This window comes from Spongisporangium articulatum (genome assembly GCF_044465595.1).
In the GTDB taxonomy this organism is placed as follows: Bacteria; Actinomycetota; Actinomycetes; order Actinomycetales; family Kineosporiaceae; genus Spongisporangium; species Spongisporangium articulatum.
On the sequence record NZ_JBITLV010000001.1, the window covers coordinates 170,495 to 190,159 of the forward strand.

Consider the following 19,665-nt stretch of genomic DNA (forward strand, 5'->3'; position numbering starts at 1 on the left):
TCCGGCCGCGCGGCATAGCCGCGCGGCGGGCGGGCGTCTGTCCGGGTGGAGGTGGGGGAATGCACCCGGACGACGAAGCGTCCTTCCGAGCGTTCGTGGCCGAGCGCTCGGGGTCGCTGCTGCACACGGCCCGCCTGCTCACCGGTGACCTGACCGGTGCGGCGGGTACGGCGGAGGACCTGCTGCAGGAGGCCCTGTCCCGGGTCGTGCCCCGATGGGGTGCGCTCGACAACCCCGAGGCGTACACCCGCACGGTGCTGCACCGGCTGCAGATCAGCCGGTGGCGGCGCCGGCGGTTCCACGAGGTGCCGCTGCCGCTCGACCTCGACGGGTTCGCCACGCCGGACCCGGCCCGGGCCGTCGACGACCGGTTGCTGCTGCAGCGGGCGTTGCTGGCGCTGACGCCGCGACAGCGGTCGGTGCTGGTCTGCCGGTACCTGGAGGACCTGGACGAGCGGCAGACGTCGGAGCGCCTCGGCATCGGCATCGGGTCGGTGCGCTCGATCGGCTCGCGCTCGCTGGCCCGGCTGCGCGACGTCCTCCCGCCCACGCTGCTGACGGAGGTCAACCGATGAGCGATCTGCAGAGTCGGGTGCGCGCGCTGGCCGCGGGCCCGTACCCCGAACCGCCCGCGGGCCTCGCCGACGCCGCGCTGCACCGGGCCCGTCGCCGGACGACCCGGCGCCGGGCGGGCATGGTCGGCGGGACGGCGGTGCTCGCCGCCGTGCTCGTGGTGGCCGTGAACGTCGTGACCGGAGCGTTGTCCGGGGCGCCCGCCCCGGGGCCCGCGACGCCGTCCGGGCTGTTCGCGAAGGCCCGCGAGAACGTACTGATCATCGGCAGCGACGAGGGCCCGCAGCGGGTCGGGACGCGCCCGGACACGATCATTTTGGCCAGTATCGACACGAGAACCGGCGCCACGTCGCTGTTCTCGTTCCCGCGCAACCTGGGGCACGCGCCGTTCGCGGCCGGCTCGCCGGGGGCCGAGGCGTTCCCGGACGGGTTCACCTGCGGGAAGAGCATCACGACCGACACCTGCATGCTGAACGCGGTCTGGACCTGGGCCGAGTCGAGCGAGGCCTACTCCGGGGTGTCCGAGCCCGGACTGGCGGCGACCACGGACGCGGTGGAGGGGATCAGTGGGCTGAGCGTCGACGACACGGTGGTCGTGACCATCCAGGGCCTGGTCGACCTCGTGGACGCCGTCGGCGGGGTCACCGTGGACGTCCACGAGCGGTTGCCCCGCGGGGGCCACGCCGACGCGACACCGGCCCAGGGCACCTACTACCGCGAGGCCACCCAGGGGTACATCGAGCCCGGGCGGCGGCGGCTCAACGGCTTCGACGCCATGTGGTTCGCCCGGTCGCGCCGCACGACCGACGACTACGACCGGATGCGCCGGCAGCGCTGCCTGACCGCGGCCCTGGTGGAGCAGGTCGACTCGGCGTCCGCCGCGATGCACTGGCCGCAGATCGCGAAGGCGCTCGGGTCGAACCTGCGGACCAGCATCGGCCGCGACGAGCTCGCCGACTGGGCGAGGCTGACCGGGCGGATGAGGTCGGCTCCGCTGAATTCGGTGGTGTTCGACAACAAAGAGTTGGACAACGACCTCTGGCGGCCCGACGTCGAGCAGATCCGGAACACCGTCCGGGCGCTCCTCGCGGCGTCCGCCGCGCCCCCGCCGTCCACCAGCCCGTCCACCAGCCCGTCCACCAGCCCGTCGGCGACGACAGGCGCGGACGGCGACCCCTGCTAAAGCTAGAGCTGGAGGTGCAGGCGCAGGGCGTTGTCGAGCTGGGTGAGCGAGGCGGGCGGGAGCGTGCCGACCACCCGGCCGACACGCTCGACGGCCACGGAGCGCACCTGCTCGGCCTGGGCCTTGGAATCGTGCGGCAGGCCGGACGCGATGGACGTGACCAGGACCTGGAACGGGTAGACCCGCTGCACGTTGGTCGTCACCGGGACGACCGTGACCACCCCGCGCTTCAGCCGGGTCGCGGTCTCGTTGGCCACGTCGTTGCTCACGACGACGGCGGGCCGGACCTTCGCGGCCTCGGACCCGCGGGCCGGGTCGAGATCGACCAGGCGGATCTCGCCGCGCTTCACCGGGCGGTCTCGAGGCCGTCCGCCACGACGGCGTCCCACGCGGCGTCGTCACCCTCGGCCTGCCACTCGGCCCACGAACTCTCGTAGGCCTCGGCGAGCTGTTCGGCGCGCAGCAGGTCGACCGCCCGCTGCACCACGGCCGACCGGGAGTCGACGCCGTGTCGGCGGGCGTACTCGTCGAGGAAGCCGACCGTGTCCGCCGGCAGGCTCACACTGAGTTTCACACCATGATGCTACCTCGGGTAGCAAAGAGGTAGCAATCCCTGGTGCGGAGGCCGGGTGCCGGGATGACACACTGGCGTGCGTGACCACTGGCACGGGCCCGAACAGCACGATCACCATCCCGGCCGACCTGCTGCCGGTCGACGGCCGGTTCGGCTCGGGGCCGAGCAAGGTGCGCCGGGAGCAGGTCGAGAACCTGCTCCGGCTGGGCACGTCGGTGCTGGGCACGTCGCACCGGCAGGCGCCCGTCCGCTCTCTCGTCGGGCGGGTCCGGCGCGGCCTGGCCGACCTGTTCTCGCTGCCCGACGGCTACGAGGTCGTGCTCGGCAACGGCGGTTCGACGGCGTTCTGGGACGCCGCCGCCTTCCACCTGGTCTCGCACCGGGCGCAGCACCTGGTCTTCGGCGAGTTCTCGTCCAAGTTCGCCTCGATCACCGAGCGGGCCCCGTTCCTCGGCGCCCCGAGCGTGGTCCGGGCGGAACCGGGTTCGGCGCCGGCCGCGGTCGCCGAGGAGGGCGTCGACGCCTACGCCTGGGCGCACAACGAGACGTCCACGGGGGTCATGGTTCCCGTGCGCCGGGTCGCGGGCGCGGATGGCGGTGCGCTCGTCCTGGTGGACGGCACGTCGGGCGCGGGCGGGCTCCCCGTCGACGTCTCCGAGACCGACGTCTACTACTTCGCTCCCCAGAAGGGCTTCGCCTCGGACGGCGGGCTGTGGCTGGCGCTGATGTCTCCCGCCGCCCTGGAACGGGTCTCGGCGATCTCCGCCGCGGGTCGGTGGATCCCCGAGTTCTTCGACCTGTCGATCGCCGTCGAGAACTCGCGCAAGGACCAGACCTACAACACCCCGGCCGTGGCCACCCTCGCGATGCTGGCCGACCAGGTGGAGTGGATGAACGCCCAGGGCGGCCTGGCCTGGACGTCGGCGCGTACGGCCGACTCGTCGTCCCGGCTCTACGAGTGGGCCGAGAAGACTTCGTACACGGCGCCTTTCGTGACCGATCCGGCGTTGCGCAGCCAGGTCGTCGGGACGGTCGACTTCGACCCGTCGGTGGACGCCGCACAGGTGGCGGCGGTGCTGCGGGCCAACGGCGTCCTCGACACCGAGCCGTACCGCAAGCTCGGCCGTAACCAGCTGCGGATCGGCATGTTCCCGGCCGTCGACCCCGAGGACGTGTCGGCCCTGACCCGGTGCATCGAGTACGTGGTGGAGCATCTCGCCCCGTGAGCTCTGACTCCCCCGTCCGGCTGAGCCGGGACGGGGTCACCCTCACCGGTTACCTGGTGCTCGCCCTGTGGGGCTGGTTCCTCTACGGTTTCGGCTCCCTGCTGGCGCAACTGGGCCGCGACCAGGGGATCAGCGCGACCGTCACGAGCCTGCACAGCGTGCTGCTCGCGGCCGGGGCGCTGATCGCCGGGTTCGGGTTCGTCCCGCTGGTGCGGCGGGTCCGGCGGCGGGGGGTGCTGCGCCTGGCCGCCACGATGGTGCTGACCGGCAGCGTCATGTTCGTCGCGGGTGGCGCCTGGACCGCCGTCACCCTGCCCGCGATCCTGTTCATCGGCACCGGCGGGTCGCTGCTGGTGAACGCCGTCAACCCGCTGTTGAACGAGCACCACGCACCGCGCGGCGAAGGGCACAGCGCGGCCGCCCTGGCCGAGGGCAACGCCGTGGCCGCGGCCTGCGGCCTGGTCGCCCCGCTGGCCGTCGGGGCCGGCGTGGCGCTCGGATTGTCCTGGCGCCCGGCGATTCTCGTCACCGTACCCCTGGCGCTGGCCACCCTGTGGATGGTGGCCCGGCAGCCGGCCGGCGTGCTCGCCCTGGACGACGACTCCACGGGGGCGCCGGGCGCCCGCCGCCCCATGCCGGTCGGCTTCTGGCCAGTGCTCGGCATGATGATGGGCCTGATCGGCGTGGAGTTCTGCATGACCGCGTGGAGCGCCGAACTGCTGCGCACCCGCACCGACCTCTCCTCCGGGGCGGCCGCCGCCGGGGTCAGCGCGGTGATCGGCGGGATGATGCTGGGTCGGGTGCTGCTCGGCCGCATGGCGCTGCGCCGCCCGGCGAAACCGCTTCTCGTCGTGGCGATCCTGGTCTGCCTGGCGGGCTGGGCCGTGACCTGGACGACGACCGTGGCCACCGTTGCCCTGCTCGGGCTGCTGATCACCGGCCTGGGGATGGCCGCGCACTACCCGTTGGGCGCCTCGCTGGGGATGGCGGCGGCCGGCGACCAGCGCGACCGGGCCTCGGGGCTGCTGTCCCTGGGCATCGGAGTGGCCGCAGGGGGCGGTCCGTTCGCGATCGGCGCGCTGTCGGACGCGACAAGCACGCATGCGGCGTTCCTCGTCGTCCCGGTGCTGCTGGTACTGGGGCTGGGGCTCTTGCTGCTGACCGGCCCGGTCACCAGTCGGCGACCACGCTGACCACCTTCTCGCCGAGGACCTCCAGTGCCCACGGCTCGCTCACGTCCGCGAGCGTGCCGTGCGCCTCCTGGATGCCGAGATCGGCCAGCGCGCGGAGCTGTTCGAGCATCGCGGGGACGTTCCCGCCGTCGCGCCCGACGTCGAAGCGCATCGTGACCGTCTTCTCGATCTCGCCGTAGTCGCGCCCGACGTCCGCGCAGTGCCGGCGCAGCACGTCGAGCTTGTGCGGCAGCTCGGGGCCCGGGAACAGGTTGGTGGCGTCGGCGTACTGCGCGACCAGGCGCAGGGTCTTCTTCTCGCCCCCGCCACCGATCAGGATCGGCGGGTGCGGCCGGGCCAGCGGCTGGGGCGAGTTGAGGGTGCGGCCGAGGTGGTAGTGCTTGCCGTGGAAGGGCTCTTCGGAGTCGCTCCACATCTGGCGGACGATCTGCAAGGTCTCCGCGAGCCGTTCGAACCGCTCGGCGGTGGGCGGGAAGAACAGGCCCAGACCCTCGGACTCCTCGCCGTTCCAGGCCGCCCCGATGCCGAGCATGGCGCGGCCGTGGGAGAGCACGTCGAGGGTCGTGACGATCTTCGCGAGCAGGCCGGGCTCGCGGTAGGTGACGCCGGTGACCATCGTGAGCAGCTTCAGCCGCTGCGTGTGGGCGGCCAGGTAGCCGAGAGTGGTGTACGCCTCGAGCATCTCCAGCTCGGGCGGGCCGAAGACGCCGATCTGCCAGACGTGGTCCATGACGCTGATCCGGTCGAGCCCCGCGTCCTCGGCCCGGCGGGCGATGGCCGCCAGGTCGTCGGACAGGGTGGCCGGGCCGCCGGGGAAGGTCTGCTGGGAGATGTGGACACCGATCTTCACGGATCCCACGCTACGACCGGCGGGGGTTGGCGGCGAGTCATCATTGCTATAAAGTTCACCAGCTCGATCAACAAGACCAAATCGCTGACAAGTGGTATCCGCGCCGCTGACCAGCCCCGATGACGGGAGCACGACCGATGAACCCCAACCGCGCACGAGCAGGTCGCTTCGGCACCGCGCTGGCAGTGATGCTGGCCGCCGCCCTGGGCCTGAGCGCCTGCGGCGGCGGCTCCTCGGCCGGATCGGCCGGTGAGGACTCGAAGCTGAACGTCGTCGGCTTCAGCGTCATCAAGTCCGCCTACGACGACCTGGGCGAGCAGTTCGCCAAGACCACCGAGGGCAGCGGCACCACGTTCGCCTCCTCCTACGGCGCTTCCGGCGCGCAGAGTCGCGCCGTCATCGCCGGCCAGAAGGCCGACGTCGTGGCCTTCTCCCTGGAGCCCGACCTGACCGCCGTCGTCGACGCGGGCAAGGTCGCCGCGGGCTGGAACAGCGGCCCGACCAAGGGCATCGCCTCCAGCTCGGTCGTGGTCATCGCCTTCCGCAAGGGCAACCCCAAGGGCATCAAGGGCTGGGCCGACATCGTGAAGCCAGGCGTCAAGATCGTCACCGCCGATCCCGGCACCTCGGGCGCCGCGAAGTGGAACCTGCTGGCCGCCTATACCCAGGCCGCGCAGGGCGAGAAGGACCCGGCCGCCGGCGCCGCCTACACGACCGCCTTCGCCAAGAACGTCGTGACGTGGGCGGAGAGCGGCCGCGTCGCCACCGACACCTTCGCCAAGGGCACCGGTGACGTGCTGATCTCCTACGAGAACGAGGCCATCGCCGCCCGCGCGGCCGGCACCGAGCTCGACTACATCGTCCCGGACACCTCGTTCCTGATCCAGAACCCGGCCGCCGTCACCACCACGGCCCCGGCGAAGGCCAAGGCCTTCCTCGATTACGTGGAGAGCGCTGACGGCCAGAAGATCCTGGCCGGCCACGGCTTCCGGCCGGTCGTCGACGGCGTCACCCCCGGCACCGTCGAGGGCGCCAACGACCCCGCCGACCCCTTCCCGACGGTGAAGAACCTGATCACCATCGACGACCTGGGCGGCTGGTCGGTGGCCAACAAGAAGTACTTCGACAAGGCCGACGGGATCATCACGAAGATCCGGGCGGCATGACCGTCGCCCCTCCCGCCGACGCCGCGCCGACCACCCCCGCTGGTCCGGCGCGGCGTCCGCGTTCCGCCACGTCCGGAGCCCTGACGCCGGCCGCCACCCTGAACCTCGGCGTGTGCGTCCTGTGGCTCTCGTTGATCGTCCTGCTGCCGATCGCCGCCGTGCTCTTCGACTCGGTGTCCGACGGCTGGGGCGCGTTCTGGGCCGCGGTCACCGACCCGCTGGCCCGCTCGGCCATCACGCTGACCGTCGGCTCGGCGCTGCTCGTCACCGTGATCAACGCGGTGATGGGCACGCTCATCGCCTGGATCCTGGTCCGGGACAGCTTCCCCGGCCGCCGGCTGGTCGAGGTCGTCATCGACATCCCGTTCGCGCTGCCGACGATCGTCGCGGGCCTGATCCTGGTCTCGCTGTACGGTCCGGGCGGCCCGTTCGGTGTCAACCTGGTGGGCACCAAGGGCGGCGTCGTCCTGGCCATGCTGTTCGTGACGCTGCCGTTCGTCGTCCGCTCGGTGCAGCCGGTGCTGATCGAGATGGATGTGGACGTCGAGGAGGCGGCCGCCTCGCTGGGCGCCTCCGGGTTCACCACGTTCCGCCGCATCGTGCTGCCGACGATCCTGCCCGCCGTGCTGGCCGGGTCGGCCCTGGCCTTCGCCCGGGCGCTCGGGGAGTACGGGTCGATCATCCTGATCTCGGCGAACATCCAGGGCGAGACCGAGGTCGCCAGCGCCCGGATGCTCGCCCTGCTCGAGTCCGGCGACCAGGCCGGCGCCGCGGCGGTGGCGAGCATCCTGCTCGTGGTGGCGATCGTCGTCCTGCTCCTGATGGACCTCCTCCGACGCTGGGCGGGTCGCCGTGGCTGACACCCTCGAAAGGCCCGCCGCACAACCGGACCGGCCCAGGGCGTCGCCGCGGCGCATCCGCCGCCGGCGTGGAAACCCGTTGATCCGCTGGACGTTACGGCTCGTCGCCGTCGTCTACGTGGCCGCGCTGGTCGCGCTGCCCGTCTTCACCGTGACCAAGGAGACGTTCGGCAACGGGCTCGACCCCGTGCTGGAGGCCGTCTCCTCCCCCGACTTCGTCGCGGCCGTCAAGCTGACGCTGCTGGTGGCCGGGCTCGCCGTCCTGCTGAACACCGTCTTCGGGCTCGCGGTCTCGTACCTGCTGGTCCGGTACCGGTTCCCCGGCCGGGGCCTGCTGAACACGGTCATCGACCTGCCGGTCTCGATCTCGCCGGTCGTCGTCGGCCTGGCGCTGATCCTGGTCTACGGCACCACCGGCTGGTTCGGGACGGACCTGGAGTCGGTGGGTATCCAGATCATCTTCAGCACGCCGGGCATGGTGATCGCCACGGTCGTGGTGGCGCTGCCGCTCGTGGTGCGGGAGATCATCCCGGTGCTCGAGGAGGCCGGGCTCGACCAGGACCAGGCGGCCCAGTCGTTGGGGGCCAACGCCGTCCAGCGGTTCCTGCGGATCACGTTGCCGACCATCAAGTGGGCCCTGGCCTACGGCGTGGTGCTCAGCCTGGCCCGCTCGCTGGGCGAGTTCGGCGCCGTCCGGGTGGTCAGCTCCAGCATCGCCCAGGAGTCGCAGACCGTCACCCTCTACATCAACGACCAGTACCAGGAGTTCGGGCCCAAGCCCGAGCAGGCCGCGTTCGCGGCGGCGTTCACGCTGATGATCACGGCCATCGTGTTCATCGCGATCATCGCCGCGCTGCGACCCAAGGACAAGTAGGAGATCGGCTCATGGGCATCGTCGCAACGGACGTGCGCAAGAACTTCGGTGACTTCGTCGCCCTCGACGGCGTCGACCTGAACGTGCCGAGCGGGCGGCTGACCGCGCTGCTCGGCCCCAGCGGCGGCGGCAAGTCGACGCTGCTGCGGATCATCGCCGGGCTGGAGTACCCCGACTCCGGCACGGTGCTGATCGACGACCACGACGCCACCTGGGCCCCGCCGCAGAAGCGCAGCGTCGGCTTCGTCTTCCAGCACTACGCGGCGTTCAAGCACCTGTCGGTGTTCCGGAACGTGGCGTTCGGGCTGGAGATCCGGCGCCGGCCGAAGGCCGAGATCCGCTCCCGCGTGATGGAACTGCTGGAGCTCGTGCACCTGGAGCAGTTCGCCGACCGGCTGCCCTCGCAGCTGTCCGGCGGGCAGCGGCAGCGGATGGCGCTGGCCCGGGCGCTGGCCGTCCAGCCGCAGGTGCTGCTGCTGGACGAACCGTTCGGCGCACTCGACACCCAGGTCCGCAAGGAGCTGCGCGACTGGCTCCGGCGACTGCACGACGAGGTGCACGTGACAACGGTCTTCGTCACCCACGACCAGGAGGAGGCCCTCGAGGTCTCCGACGAGCTGGTGGTCATCAACCACGGCCGGATCGAGCAGGTCGGCACCCCGACCGAGCTGTACGACAACCCGGCCAACGACTTCGTGATGCGGTTCATCGGCCCGGTCACCCACCTCGGCGGGCAACTGGTGCGCCCGCACGACATCGAGGTGTTCACCGAGGCGACGGGCGGCACGATCGAGGCCCGGGTCGCGCGGCTGCTGCGGGTCGGGTTCGAGGTCAAGGCCGAACTCGCCGTGGGTGACGCGACCCCGGGCCCCGACGAGGCGACCTGGCTGCAGCTCACCCGGGGGCAGGCCGACCACCTCGACCTCGAGGTCGGCGACACGGTCTGGGTGCGCCCGGCCCACCACGCATCGACGATCGCGGTGGCCTGAGCGGGCGATCGGGCCGGATCGGGCGTTGACTGGGGGCATGCGCTACGCCTCCGTCCCCACCACCAGACGCGTCTCCAAGATCGGCCTCGGCACGTGGCAGTTCGGCTCCCGCGAATGGGGGTACGGCGACGACTACGCCGGCCAGGCCGAGGCCATCGTGCGGCGGGCGCTCGACTGCGGCATCACGCTGTTCGACACGGCGGAGGCCTACGCGTTCGGCACCAGTGAACGGCTGCTGGGGGCCGCCCTGCACTCGGCCGGGGCGCTCGACGTCGCCTTCGTCGCCACCAAGCTCTTCCCCGTGCTGCCGCTGGCCCCGGTCGTGCTGCAGCGGGCCCGGGCCAGCGCGTCCCGCCTCGGTGTGCCCCGCCTCGACCTGTACCAGGTGCACCAGCCCAACCCGGTGGTGCCCGACGGCCCGACGATGACGGGCATGCAGCAGCTGCAGGACTCGGGCCTGGTGGAGAACGTCGGGGTCAGCAACTACTCGCTGCAACGGTGGCGCGCGGCCGAGGGGGCGCTGGGGCGGCCCGTGCTGTCGAACCAGGTGCAGTACAGCCTCGCGCACCGTTCCCCCGAGGACGACCTGCTGCCGTACGCGGCCGAGGCGGGCCGGCTGGTGATCGCGTACAGCCCTCTGGCCCAAGGCTTCCTGTCGGGTCGTTACTCGGCCGAGAAGCCGCCCTCGGGAGCCGTCCGGGCGCTCAACCCCCTGTTCCTGCCCGAGAACCTGGGTCGCGCCGAGGAACTGCTCGGCACGTTGAGGGAGGTCGCCGACGCCCATGACGTGACCCCGTCCCAGGCGGCCCTCGCCTACGTCATCCACCGACCGGAGGTGGTCGCGATCCCGGGCGCCTCGAGCGTCGAGCAGGTCGAGAAGAACGCCGCCGCAGCCGATATCGAACTCGCGGACGACGAGTACGCGGCGCTGCGCGAGGCCGCGGCGCGGTTCGCCCCGGTGACCGGGCTGAGCGCAGTCCCCAAGATCGTCGCCCAGCAGGCGCCGTCCTGGCTGAACCCGAACTCCTGGATGCGCCGCAGCGGGTGAGGCACCCGGCCGGTCGGCGTCAGACCGGGGGCCCACCCCGCACCTCGGCAACGATCCGCTCGAGCGTGTCGATGTAGGCGGCGAAGGCGGCCCGGCCGGCGTCGCTCATCCGGATGACGGTCCGACGTCGCGGTCGCGACTCCTTGCGCAGTTCGACGTACCCCACGTCCTCCAGGGCGGCGACCTGCTTCGACAGTGCCGAGTCGGTGGTCTCCAGCGAGTCACGCAGGAATCCGAAGTCCACCCACTCCGCCGGGGCCAGCAGCGCCATCAGACTCAGCCGCGCAGGTTGGTGCAGGAACGCATCAATGGTGGGACGGCGGGCGCCGACGGTCGGGTTCTCCGTCACCACGGCACCTTCGTGCCCGCGCGGCGCTCGATCCGTCGCCTCGCGAGGGGCGCCGCGGCCAGGACGACCAGACCGGCCGCGGTCATGCCGGCGGTGTACGGGAAGGGCAGATCGGCCAGGCGCCAAGGGATCTGGCTGAGAACGAGGGCGGCGAGCGACAGGGCGAGCAGCACGGCGGTGAAGGTCCACCCGGGGCCGGTCCGGACGCGCTCGCGGACCCGCACCCGGTGGCCGGCGAGCAGCGCCGACAGGGCGATGCCGATGGTGACCACACCCGGGTTCTCCACGTCGAGGCCCACGCCCATGAGCAGCAGGGCCAGGCAGAGCAGGGCCAGGGAACGCGCCGACCAGTCCTGGTTGGCGGCGGCCGTCGCCTGCCCCCGGCGGCGGGCCACCTCGTCGAGCGCCGCGGCCGGCGTGAGCTGCGGTTCGGTGGCGTGCGTCTTCTCGTGCGTCATGACGGGCCTCCTCAGGCGTCGCTCGGCATCGTTCTTTCCTGACAGGAAAGTAGGCCGGACTTGCCTGACAGGCAAGTCCACGGGTCTAGAGGCGGCGGGTGAGCGCGAGGGCCAGGCCGGCCAGGACGACGAACACGACACCGGCGGCCAGGGCCAGCTTGCCGAGGGAGCCGTCGAAGGCAGTGAGCTCCGGGGTCGCCGTGACCGACGGCGACGCGGACGGGATGGCCCCGAACTGCTCGGAGGGGTCGTAGCCCGCGACCGGCAGCGGGACCCGCAGCACGGCCTGGCGCGACCCCTCGGAGCCGATCAGCGCCTGCTTCCCGTCAGCGGTCAGGGTGAGCGACTCACCCTGCTGTTGGAACGGCAATGTCCGGACGGCGTTCGCGCGCAACGTCTTTCCGCCCGACTCGGGGGCGGGGAACCGGGAGAGTGAGCCGTACCCGCGCAACAGGAACTCACCGTCGGGCAGGAACACGCCGTCGGTCACCACCGTGGCGTCGACCCGCTGCACGTCCTGCAGGGTGAATTCGGTCTTCCCGCTCGACCGCGCCGGCCACTGCGCATCGGGGACCATGTACATCCGGGCGGTGAGCAACGTCTTGCTGACCAGGAACAGGTGCGACGTGCCGGGCTGCGCGAGCAGCGCCTCGACGTCCGGCACGGAACCACCCGGGTAGTGGAACCGCAACGTGCGCACCGGTTTCACGGTCTCGTCGGCCGACAGCGTCTTCGGCTCGGCGACCAGCAGGATCTCGGCCCACTCGCGGCCGCCCCCGTTGTTGCCGGTGTCCGCGACCGCGATCAGGGGCCGGCCGTCGGGGCCGCGCAGCGTGGCCATCGCCTCCCAGTCGGTGTCGTACGGGGTGTCCACGGTGACGACGCCCGCCGTGCGCCCGTCCGTGCCGATCGCGTAGAGCCGGGGTGGATTCCCGGAGTCGTTGTGCGTCCACAGCACCCCGGGGTGCAGGAGACTGCGCGCCAGGCCGGAGGATTCGGTGATCCGGCTGTCCTTGACCACGCGGTCGGTCGGCGACTCGTCCGTGGGGCTGCCGCCCGGCGTGGGGGCCGCCCCGAGGCACAGGAAGGCGCCCACCAGAACCGCGGCCAGCCCCCTCACCCGAGCACCTTCGCAACCTCGTCGGAGAGTCGCTGCGCCAGAGCGGGTTCCAGGTGCCAGGCCGAGACCAGGTCGACGTACTCGGACACCCGGCGCGGGGTCGGCACCGCCCCCGTGTACGCGGCCCGGATCATCGCGTTGCGCGGCGTGTGCTTCGAGTCGACGAACTCCACGACGTCGACCCGGTAGCCGAGCAACCGCAACAGGTCGGCGCGCACGGCGTCGGTGAGCACGTCGGCGAACCGTTCCTTCAGGATCGGCTGACGGGTCAGGGCGGCGTACGGGTGCGGCGCGTCGGCGCGGTGCTCGTCGAGCTGGCGTTGCACGTCGTGGTGGCAGCAGGGCGCCGCCAGGATGGCCCGCGCGCCCTGCCGCACGGCGAGGGCCAGCGCGTCGTCCGTGGCGGTGTCGCAGGCGTGCAGCGCGAGGACGAGGTCGGGGGCGGCCAGCTCGGGCGAGTCGGCGTTCGCGGCGATCTCCCCCGCCACGAAGGACATCCCGTCCAGCCCGAGCTCGGCGGCCAGGGCGGAGTTCCGCGTGGCCATCGACTCCCGCTGGTCGACGCCGACGGTGCGCACGGCGTGCCCGGCCGCGGTCAGGTACGAGTGCGCGGCCATCGTGAGATAGGCGTTGCCGCACCCGAGGTCGAGGACACGCAGCGGGCGCCCGTCGACGGCCAACCGGCGCACCACCGGGTCGACCTGGCGCAGGAAGGCGTCCACCTGGCGGCGTTTCGCCGCGTCGGCGCCCAGCGCGGTGAACAGGGGCGCGTCCGGCGGCAACAGGTGCTGCGCCGCCCGGTCGTGCGTGAGGGCTTCGGCGACAGCCAGTTCCGTGTGCACCTGGGCCTCACCGCGCTTGGTCACCCGCAACTGCACCACCCGGTCGGCCGCCTGCACGTGCCACGACCCGAACGGCTCGGCGAGCAGGGCGTCGACGACCCGGCTCACGTCGTCCGGCCCCACCGGCCGGGTCACCGGCGCCGAACCCGGCGCGGTGAGCACCTCCTGCACGACGTCCCCCCGGCCCGAGGACACGACCCTCAGCTCGGCGCGCGACCACGCCGGGACGCCCGTGCGGCGGCGCCCGGTGGCGACGGCCCGGACCAGGCCCGGTGAGGTCATCAGCGTGCGCAGCGCATCCAGTGCGGGGGCGAGCGGCTCAGGCATCAGTGCAGGTGCTCCCCGAAGAACGCCTCGATCCGCCGCCAGGCGTCGGCGGCCTGTTCCGGCCGCGGGCCGATGCCCATGATGCGCACGTACGGGCGCAACAGCCGGGGCGCGTTGTCGGCGTCGTTGAGGAAGGAGTGCCCGGCGCCCGGGTACTCCTTCACGTCGTGCGGCACGTCCAGCCGGGTGAGCACGGCCTCGATCTTGGCGGCGGCCCCCTTCAGCGACGGGTCCGCCGCGCCGTAGCTGGCCACCACCGGGCAGGCGCCGGCCAGTTCGGCGTCGAGGCCCTTGCGCTGCAGGGGACCGTAGTTCACCGCGGCCGCGTCGAACCCGGCGTTCGCGGTGGCCAGCGCGAACCCGCCGCCCATGCAGAACCCGATGGACCCCACCGCGCCCGTGCACCGCGGCGAGGCCACCAGCCACCGCCGGGCCGCCTCGATGTCGGCGTAGGCCCGGCCCGAGCCGGAGAACATCGAGCGCAGCGTGCCGAGCATGCAGCGCCGGGGCCCGCCCTGCGCGTACAGGTCGGGCATCAGGGTCAGGTAGCCGGCCGCCGCCATCCGCTGGGCGTGCCGGTGCATCACGTCGTCCGCGCCGAACACCTCGAACAGCAGCACCACCCCGGGCCAGGGCCCCTCGCCGGCCGGGGTGTACAGGACACCGTCGAGCCCGCGGGAGATCCCGCTCACACCGACACGGGTCAGATCGACGGTCGTGCTCGGGGGGGTCATCTCCCCAGTCTCCACCACGGCCGCCGGTAACGTGGGCGTGACCGGCCCGCACCCCGCGCGTCACACGCGCTGGGCACCGTAAGGGGGCCCTGGAACCGGGGCACCGACGGACGGGTGAGAGGGACGGGAGGTGGCGGTGACTGCCGCATCGGTCGCTGCCTTCAACGCACTCCCCGAGGGCGAGGCCCTGGCCGCCCTGCAGACCTGCCTGCACTCCACCGACTGGGCGTCCGCCGTCCTGGGCGGGCGGCCCTACCCCGACCGGGAGAGCCTGCTGGCCACGGCCTACCGCTTCGGCCTGGCCCTCGACGACGCCGGTCTGGAGTCGGCGTTGTCCAAGCACCCGCGGATCGGCGAACGGCCCACCGGCGCGAGCGCGGACGCCGAGCACAGCCGCCGCGAGCAGGGCGGGGTGGACGCCGCCGACGCCGAGCTGACCGAGGCGTTGCTCGCCGGGAACGTGGCCTACGAGGAGCGGTTCGGCCGGGTGTTCCTGATCCGGGCGGCGGGCCGGTCGGGGCACGACATCCTCGAGGCGCTCCACCAGCGCCTGACCCACGACGACGAGTCCGAGGCGGTCGTCGTCCGCGACCAGCTGGCCCAGATCGCCCAGCTGCGCCTGGAGGCCCTGCTGAAAGAGCTGGACCACCCCATCGAGGAGGCCCGATGACGAGCCTGTCGACCCACGTCCTGGACGCCGTGACCGGCACCCCCGCCCGCGGGATGAGCGTGCAGCTGGACGGCGGTGAGCAGGGGGTGACCGACGACGACGGCCGGTACCGGTTCGACACGCCGCCGGCGCCGGGCCCGCACCGCCTGAGCTTCGCCACCGGCGACTGGTTCGCCGCCGCCGGGCGGGAGTGCTTCTACCCGGAGGTCGTGATCACGTTCACCGCCGGCGAAGGGCACCACCACGTGCCGCTGCTGCTGTCGCCGTTCGCCTATTCCACCTACCGAGGGAGCTGACCGCATGGGAATCGTCCTGGGCGCCAACCAGTACGGGAAGGCCGAGGTGCGGATGGTGCACGTCGACAAGTCGACGCCCACCCACGTCATCACCGACCTGAACGTCACCACCCAGCTGCGCGGCGACCTCGCGGCGGCCCACCTGGTCGGCGACAACTCGGCCGTGCTCCCCACGGACACCCAGAAGAACACGGTGTACGCCTTCGCCCGGCAGTACGGCGTGGGCACCCCCGAGGACTTCGCCCTGCTGCTGGGCCGGCACTTCGTGAACTCGGTGCCGGAGATCACCGGCGCCCGGATCGCGATCGACGCCTACAGCTGGGACCGGATCACGGTCGGCGGCGTGGAGCAGCCGACCTCGTTCGTCCGGGGCAGCGGGGAGCGGCGGACGACGATCGTGCAGCTGGACGGCGACGACTTCTGGGTCGTGTCGGGGCTTTCCGACCTGGTGGTGCTGAAGACCGACGGCTCCGAGTTCGTCGGCTTCCCCAAGGACCAGTACACGACATTGCCCGAGGAGACCGAACGGATCCTGGCCACGTCGGTCACCGCGCGCTGGCGCTACAGCGACGAGGCGGCGTACTCCGAGATCTACGCGCCGATCCGCAAGACGCTGATCGAGACGTTCTCGACCACGTACAGCAAGGCACTGCAGCAGACCCTGTACGCGATGGGAAGTGCGGTACTGGAGCAGTTCTCCGAGGTGGCGGAGATCCGGTTGTCGATGCCGAACAAGCACCACTACGTGTGGAACATGGAGCCCTACGGGCTGGACAACCCGTACATCGTGTTCCAGGCGGGTGACCGGCCCTACGGCCTGATCGAGGCCGTGGTCTCGAAGGACGACGCCCCGCCCGCCGGGCGCGCGTGGGACGGCGTGCCCGGGTTCGTGTAGTCAGGCACCCTCGACCAGCGGCACCGCGGGCCGTTCGCCGATGGCCGTGCGGTAGTGCCCGATCAGCTCGTCCCCCAACGCTTCCCAGCTGCGGTGCTCGACGCCGGAGCGGGCGGCCAGGGACATCCGGGCCCGCAGCAGCGGGTCACCGGCGATCGTCGCGACGGCTGCGGCGAGCCCCGCGTCGTCCTCGGGTTCGTAGAGCAGTCCGTTGACGCCGGGGCGGACGAGATCGAGCGGGCCACCGCAGCCCGGGGCCACCACCGGCAGCCCGGAAGCCTGTGCCTCCTGGAGGGTCTGGCCGAAGGTCTCCTCGGTTCCGGTGTGCACGAACACGTCGAGCAGCGCGTAGGCGTCGGCCAGCCGGTCGCCGTCGAGCCAGCCGAGGAACGTGGCGTCCTGCCGGCGCAGCGCCCGTTCGACCGTCGCGCGGGCCGGGCCGTCCCCACCGACCACGAGCTTGACACCGGGGACGTCGGCCAGGGCCGCCAGCCGCTCGACGCGCTTCTCCGGCGCCACCCGGCCGATGTACCCGACGATCGTCTCTCCGTGGGGCGCCATCGCCTTTCGCGCGGCCACCACCCCGGGCGCCACGCGCCGCCCGGGCCGGAAGCGGTCGCCGTCCACCCCGCGGGCCCAGTGCCGCAGCCGCGGCACGGCGTGCGACTCCAGCGCCGACAGCGTCGCGGTGGAGGGGGCCAACGTGAGGTCGGCTGTCGCGTGGATGCGCCGGACCCAGCGCCAGGCCAGCCCCGACAGGGCACCCAGGTGGTAGGTCTTCGCGAAACCGGCCACGTCGGTCTGGAACACCGCCACCGCAGGCAGTTCCAGCCGGGCGGCGGCGCGCGCCCCGCGGGCGCCGAGGACGAACGGGGAGGCGAGGTGGACGACGTCGGGCGCGAACGAGCGCAGGGTGCGGCGCAGCGCGGGCGTGGGCAGGCCCACCGGGAACTGCCGGAACCGCACCGCCGGAACCGTGACCACCGGTGCCCCGGCGTAACTCTCGGGCGCCGGGCCCGGACAGACCACGACGGCGTCGTGGCCGCGGGCCCGCAGGTGTTCGAGCACCCGGCACACGCTGGTGGTGACGCCGTTGCGGGTGGGGAGGAAGGACTCGGTGACCACCGCGACCCGCAGCCGCCGGCCCGGGGCGAGGTTCTGGACGTCGTCGCGTCGCATGGGCCCAGGTTCTCCAGCCCCGGTGACACGCGGGTGGCGCCTGGGCCAGAGGTGGACGACGACTCGGTGCGCGGCGGTGACCGGGGTGTGAACGGCTCGTCGCGAGACCTTTCTCGGCACCTGGAACGGGCCTATCCTCGTGACTGTCTGCAGCAGCACGGGCGCCCGTCGACACCGCGAACCCCGATGGCGAGGTCCCGATGGCCGTTGACTCGAGTTACTTCGTGGACCACTCGTCCACCGCACTGAACCCGACCCTGCGCAAGGCGCTCGAGAACCTGCTCGTCGCCGTCGACGCGGCCGGTCTGGGCGACCACCCGGGCCTCGCGTTCCGGGTCACCGCCGTGCAGGCCGAGCTCACCCGCACCGGCCCGGCGTCGTTCCGGACCCGGCAGGAACTGGCCCGACTGGCCCGCTACACGGCCCGGCTGGCCGGTGACGTGCCCGGCCTGCAGGCCGTGGCGAGCGCGTCGCGGCGTCTCGAGCAGCGGTGCAGCCCAGGCTGATCACCCGTGCGGACGGGTCTCGGATCGACAACGGGCTCGGCCCGAGCCTGCAGCCGAAACCTGGGTAGGGAACAATCTGTGAGGTCCGGGTCGGGCCTCGAGATTGGTGTGAATCCGTGAGCAGCGGTACTGCGGTGGACGGGGTCCACGTGGCCGGGCCGGCCGTCGAGGGCGAGGAACTCGTCCTCACGGACGGGGCCCTGGCCTTCGTGGCCGACCTCGTGCGGACGTTCCGCCCCCGGCGCGACGAGCTGCTCGCGCTGCGGACGGTCCGGCGCGAGGAGTACTCCGCGGCGGGCGGTCCCAACTTCCTGACCGAGACCGAGGGCGTGCGCCAGGACCCGTCGTGGCGATGCGCGGAGGCGCCCGCCGCACTGCGCGACCGGCGCGTCGAGATCACCGGCCCGACCGACGCCAAGATGGCCGTCAACGCGCTGAACGCCGGTGCGAAGGTGTGGCTGGCCGACCTGGAGGACGCGAACACCCCGCACTGGCGCAACGTCGTCGGCGGGCAGGTCACGCTGTGGCACGTCGCGCGCCGGTCGCTGGAGTTCACCCAGGCCGACGGCAAGCACTACGCCCTGAACCCGGAATCGGCGACGACGACCGTCGTCCGGCCGCGCGGCTGGCACCTCGACGAACGGCACGTGCAGGTGGACGGCGCCCCCGCCGTGGGGGCGCTGGTCGACTTCGGGCTGCACTTCTTCCACAACGCGCACCAGCTCGTCGAGCGCGAGGCGGGCCCTTACTACTACCTGCCGAAGATGGAGAGCTATCTCGAAGCCCGGCTCTGGGACGAGGTTTTCACGTACGCGCAGGAAAAGCTCGGCATCCCGGTCGGGACGGTCCGGGCCACCGTGCTGATCGAGACGCTGCCCGCCGTGTTCCAGATGGAGGAGATCCTCTACGAACTGCGCCGGCACATCAGCGGGCTGAACGCGGGCCGCTGGGACTACCTGTTCTCGGCCATCAAGACGCTGCGCGACGCCGGCCCGCGGTTCGTGCTGCCCGACCGCGCCTCGGTGTCGATGACGGCGCCGTTCATGCGCGCGTACACGGAACTGCTGGTCTCGACCTGTCACCGGCGGGGTGCGTTCGCGATGGGCGGCATGGCGGCGTTCATCCCCAGCCGCCGCGACGCGGAGGTGAACGAGCGGGCCTTCGCCCAGGTGCGGGCCGACAAGGAGCGCGAGGCCGGCGACGGGTTCGACGGTTCCTGGGTCGCGCACCCCGACCTGGTGCCCGTGGCGCTGGCGGTCTTCGACGCGCAGCTCGGCGAGAGGCCCAACCAGCTGGACCGGCTGCGCGACGACGTCTGGGTCGAGCGTGACGACCTGCTGAACTTCGCCGCCACCCCGGGCGAGGTGACCGAGGCCGGGCTGCGGGTCAACGTGTCGGTGGCTCTGCAGTACCTGGGCGCGTGGCTCGACGGGCTGGGCGCGGTGGCCATCCACAACCTGATGGAGGACGCCGCCACCGCCGAGATCAGCCGGTCCCAGCTGTGGCAGTGGCTGCGCTACGGCACGGTGCTCGACTCGGGCGCGGTCGTCACCCAGGAGCTGGTGGAGAAGGTCCTGGCCCAGGAGGCGGCAGCGCTGACCGGCACCACCCCGCACCTGGAGGAGGCCCGGGCCCTGTTCGCCAAGGTCGCCCTGGACGAGGAGTTCGCCGACTTCCTCACCCTGCCCGCCTACGACCTGATCGACTGACAGCCCCCACGGATATACGAGGGCGTTTACCGGGCCGTGACCAC

Annotated in this window: 23 protein-coding genes; 14 read left to right on the forward strand and 9 right to left on the reverse strand. The window is 72.3% G+C overall.

The window, feature by feature from the left end; genetic code table 11:
- Positions 1–59: 59 nt before the first annotated feature.
- Positions 60–575, forward strand: coding sequence for a SigE family RNA polymerase sigma factor (locus tag ACIB24_RS00825; RefSeq protein WP_398273757.1), 516 nt, complete (start codon positions 60–62; stop codon positions 573–575).
- Positions 572–1,756, forward strand: coding sequence for an LCP family protein (locus tag ACIB24_RS00830; RefSeq protein WP_398273760.1), 1,185 nt, complete (start codon positions 572–574; stop codon positions 1,754–1,756). The genes ACIB24_RS00825 and ACIB24_RS00830 overlap by 4 nt, the downstream gene beginning before the upstream one ends.
- A 2-nt stretch (positions 1,757–1,758) precedes the next feature.
- Here the strand turns inward: ACIB24_RS00830 and ACIB24_RS00835 are convergent, their stop codons facing one another.
- Together ACIB24_RS00835 and ACIB24_RS00840 are read right to left on the reverse strand one after the other, a co-directional pair.
- Positions 1,759–2,106 carry a type II toxin-antitoxin system PemK/MazF family toxin gene (locus ACIB24_RS00835; protein WP_398273763.1) on the reverse strand — a complete coding sequence of 116 codons (348 nt, stop codon included), beginning with the start codon at positions 2,104–2,106 and terminating at the stop codon, positions 1,759–1,761.
- Positions 2,103–2,330 carry a ribbon-helix-helix domain-containing protein gene (locus ACIB24_RS00840; RefSeq protein WP_398273766.1) on the reverse strand — a complete coding sequence of 76 codons (228 nt, stop codon included), beginning with the start codon at positions 2,328–2,330 and terminating at the stop codon, positions 2,103–2,105. The genes ACIB24_RS00835 and ACIB24_RS00840 overlap by 4 nt, the downstream gene beginning before the upstream one ends.
- 80 nt (positions 2,331–2,410) lie before the next feature.
- On the opposite strand from ACIB24_RS00840, the gene serC reads away from it, so the two are divergent.
- Both serC and ACIB24_RS00850 read left to right on the forward strand, forming a co-directional pair.
- Positions 2,411–3,556, forward strand: coding sequence for a phosphoserine transaminase (serC, locus tag ACIB24_RS00845; RefSeq protein ID WP_398273769.1), 1,146 nt, complete (start codon positions 2,411–2,413; stop codon positions 3,554–3,556).
- Positions 3,553–4,749, forward strand: coding sequence for an MFS transporter (locus tag ACIB24_RS00850; RefSeq protein WP_398273772.1), 1,197 nt, complete (start codon positions 3,553–3,555; stop codon positions 4,747–4,749). Before serC ends, ACIB24_RS00850 begins: the two co-directional genes overlap by 4 nt.
- On the opposite strand, the gene ACIB24_RS00855 is transcribed toward ACIB24_RS00850, so the two are convergent.
- Positions 4,727–5,599, reverse strand: coding sequence for an LLM class F420-dependent oxidoreductase (locus ACIB24_RS00855; protein WP_398273775.1), 873 nt, complete (start codon positions 5,597–5,599; stop codon positions 4,727–4,729). The genes ACIB24_RS00850 and ACIB24_RS00855 overlap by 23 nt on opposite strands.
- Before the next feature lie 137 nt (positions 5,600–5,736).
- Between ACIB24_RS00855 and ACIB24_RS00860 the strand changes: the two genes are divergently transcribed.
- Genes ACIB24_RS00860 through ACIB24_RS00880 form a run of 5 tightly spaced genes read left to right on the forward strand, consistent with a single transcriptional unit; the run spans position 5,737 to position 10,536 of the window.
- Positions 5,737–6,765 (forward strand): sulfate ABC transporter substrate-binding protein, encoded by a 1,029-nt coding sequence (locus tag ACIB24_RS00860; RefSeq protein ID WP_398273778.1) that lies wholly within the window; start codon positions 5,737–5,739, stop codon positions 6,763–6,765.
- Positions 6,762–7,625, forward strand: coding sequence for a sulfate ABC transporter permease subunit CysT (gene cysT, locus ACIB24_RS00865; RefSeq protein WP_398273781.1), 864 nt, complete (start codon positions 6,762–6,764; stop codon positions 7,623–7,625). The genes ACIB24_RS00860 and cysT overlap by 4 nt, the downstream gene beginning before the upstream one ends.
- Positions 7,618–8,499 carry a sulfate ABC transporter permease subunit gene (locus tag ACIB24_RS00870; RefSeq protein ID WP_398273784.1) on the forward strand — a complete coding sequence of 294 codons (882 nt, stop codon included), beginning with the start codon at positions 7,618–7,620 and terminating at the stop codon, positions 8,497–8,499. Before cysT ends, ACIB24_RS00870 begins: the two co-directional genes overlap by 8 nt.
- A gap of 11 nt (positions 8,500–8,510) precedes the next feature.
- Positions 8,511–9,488, forward strand: a complete 978-nt coding sequence (locus ACIB24_RS00875) for a sulfate/molybdate ABC transporter ATP-binding protein (protein ID WP_398273786.1) — start codon at positions 8,511–8,513, stop codon at positions 9,486–9,488.
- Positions 9,489–9,525: 37 nt separating this feature from the next.
- The gene (locus ACIB24_RS00880; RefSeq protein WP_398273789.1) at positions 9,526–10,536 is read left to right on the forward strand and encodes an aldo/keto reductase; all 1,011 of its coding nucleotides are present in this window, start codon (positions 9,526–9,528) and stop codon (positions 10,534–10,536) included.
- 19 nt (positions 10,537–10,555) lie between these two features.
- On the opposite strand, the gene ACIB24_RS00885 is transcribed toward ACIB24_RS00880, so the two are convergent.
- The 5 genes from ACIB24_RS00885 to ACIB24_RS00905 form a co-directional block, all read right to left on the reverse strand.
- Complete coding sequence (locus tag ACIB24_RS00885; RefSeq protein ID WP_398273791.1) at positions 10,556–10,885, reverse strand: winged helix-turn-helix domain-containing protein; 330 nt, start codon at positions 10,883–10,885, stop codon at positions 10,556–10,558.
- Positions 10,882–11,343, reverse strand: a complete 462-nt coding sequence (locus tag ACIB24_RS00890) for a hypothetical protein (RefSeq protein WP_398273794.1) — start codon at positions 11,341–11,343, stop codon at positions 10,882–10,884. Before ACIB24_RS00890 ends, ACIB24_RS00885 begins: the two co-directional genes overlap by 4 nt.
- Positions 11,344–11,428: 85 nt before the next feature.
- A complete protein-coding gene (locus tag ACIB24_RS00895) occupies positions 11,429–12,463 on the reverse strand; it encodes a hypothetical protein (protein WP_398273796.1) in 1,035 nt (344 codons plus the stop codon).
- Complete coding sequence (locus tag ACIB24_RS00900) at positions 12,460–13,632, reverse strand: class I SAM-dependent methyltransferase (protein WP_398273799.1); 1,173 nt, start codon at positions 13,630–13,632, stop codon at positions 12,460–12,462. The genes ACIB24_RS00895 and ACIB24_RS00900 overlap by 4 nt, the downstream gene beginning before the upstream one ends.
- Positions 13,632–14,366 carry a dienelactone hydrolase family protein gene (locus ACIB24_RS00905; protein WP_398273802.1) on the reverse strand — a complete coding sequence of 245 codons (735 nt, stop codon included), beginning with the start codon at positions 14,364–14,366 and terminating at the stop codon, positions 13,632–13,634. The genes ACIB24_RS00900 and ACIB24_RS00905 overlap by 1 nt, the downstream gene beginning before the upstream one ends.
- Positions 14,367–14,502: 136 nt before the next feature.
- Here ACIB24_RS00905 and uraD point away from each other — a divergent pair, with 136 nt between their 5' ends.
- From uraD to pucL, 3 genes are read left to right on the forward strand one after another with little or no spacing between them, the layout of a single operon-like run.
- The gene (uraD, locus tag ACIB24_RS00910) at positions 14,503–15,036 is read left to right on the forward strand and encodes a 2-oxo-4-hydroxy-4-carboxy-5-ureidoimidazoline decarboxylase (protein WP_398273804.1); all 534 of its coding nucleotides are present in this window, start codon (positions 14,503–14,505) and stop codon (positions 15,034–15,036) included.
- The gene (gene uraH, locus ACIB24_RS00915; protein WP_398273807.1) at positions 15,033–15,332 is read left to right on the forward strand and encodes a hydroxyisourate hydrolase; all 300 of its coding nucleotides are present in this window, start codon (positions 15,033–15,035) and stop codon (positions 15,330–15,332) included. Before uraD ends, uraH begins: the two co-directional genes overlap by 4 nt.
- Positions 15,333–15,336: 4 nt before the next feature.
- A complete protein-coding gene (gene pucL / locus ACIB24_RS00920; protein ID WP_398273810.1) occupies positions 15,337–16,227 on the forward strand; it encodes a factor-independent urate hydroxylase in 891 nt (296 codons plus the stop codon).
- Here pucL and ACIB24_RS00925 read toward each other — a convergent pair whose 3' ends face one another.
- Entirely contained in the window at positions 16,228–17,406 is a 1,179-nt protein-coding gene (locus ACIB24_RS00925) for a glycosyltransferase family 4 protein (protein ID WP_398273813.1), read from the reverse strand. It abuts the gene before it with no gap.
- Between the two features lie 200 nt (positions 17,407–17,606).
- Here ACIB24_RS00925 and ACIB24_RS00930 point away from each other — a divergent pair, with 200 nt between their 5' ends.
- On the forward strand, positions 17,607–17,912 hold the full coding sequence (locus ACIB24_RS00930; protein WP_398273816.1) for a hypothetical protein: 306 nt from the start codon (positions 17,607–17,609) through the stop codon (positions 17,910–17,912).
- 134 nt (positions 17,913–18,046) lie between these two features.
- Positions 18,047–19,621 carry a malate synthase A gene (gene aceB / locus ACIB24_RS00935; RefSeq protein ID WP_398276679.1) on the forward strand — a complete coding sequence of 525 codons (1,575 nt, stop codon included), beginning with the start codon at positions 18,047–18,049 and terminating at the stop codon, positions 19,619–19,621.
- The last annotated feature ends 44 nt before the right edge of the window (positions 19,622–19,665 follow it).

What these genes read in the sequence shown, in the direction of transcription:
- ACIB24_RS00825 (WP_398273757.1), top strand. Translation starts at nt 60, where the DNA reads ATGCACCCGGACGACGAAGCGTCCTTCCGAGCGTTCGTGGCCGAGCGC.
- ACIB24_RS00830 (WP_398273760.1), top strand. Translation starts at nt 572, where the DNA reads ATGAGCGATCTGCAGAGTCGGGTGCGCGCGCTGGCCGCGGGCCCGTAC.
- ACIB24_RS00860 (WP_398273778.1), top strand. Translation starts at nt 5,737, where the DNA reads ATGAACCCCAACCGCGCACGAGCAGGTCGCTTCGGCACCGCGCTGGCA.
- cysT (WP_398273781.1), top strand. Translation starts at nt 6,762, where the DNA reads ATGACCGTCGCCCCTCCCGCCGACGCCGCGCCGACCACCCCCGCTGGT.
- ACIB24_RS00875 (WP_398273786.1), top strand. Translation starts at nt 8,511, where the DNA reads ATGGGCATCGTCGCAACGGACGTGCGCAAGAACTTCGGTGACTTCGTC.
- ACIB24_RS00880 (WP_398273789.1), top strand. Translation starts at nt 9,526, where the DNA reads ATGCGCTACGCCTCCGTCCCCACCACCAGACGCGTCTCCAAGATCGGC.
- ACIB24_RS00890 (WP_398273794.1), bottom strand. Translation starts at nt 11,343, where the DNA reads ATGACGCACGAGAAGACGCACGCCACCGAACCGCAGCTCACGCCGGCC.
- ACIB24_RS00900 (WP_398273799.1), bottom strand. Translation starts at nt 13,632, where the DNA reads ATGCCTGAGCCGCTCGCCCCCGCACTGGATGCGCTGCGCACGCTGATG.
- ACIB24_RS00905 (WP_398273802.1), bottom strand. Translation starts at nt 14,366, where the DNA reads ATGACCCCCCCGAGCACGACCGTCGATCTGACCCGTGTCGGTGTGAGC.
- uraH (WP_398273807.1), top strand. Translation starts at nt 15,033, where the DNA reads ATGACGAGCCTGTCGACCCACGTCCTGGACGCCGTGACCGGCACCCCC.
- pucL (WP_398273810.1), top strand. Translation starts at nt 15,337, where the DNA reads ATGGGAATCGTCCTGGGCGCCAACCAGTACGGGAAGGCCGAGGTGCGG.
- ACIB24_RS00925 (WP_398273813.1), bottom strand. Translation starts at nt 17,406, where the DNA reads ATGCGACGCGACGACGTCCAGAACCTCGCCCCGGGCCGGCGGCTGCGG.
- ACIB24_RS00930 (WP_398273816.1), top strand. Translation starts at nt 17,607, where the DNA reads ATGGCCGTTGACTCGAGTTACTTCGTGGACCACTCGTCCACCGCACTG.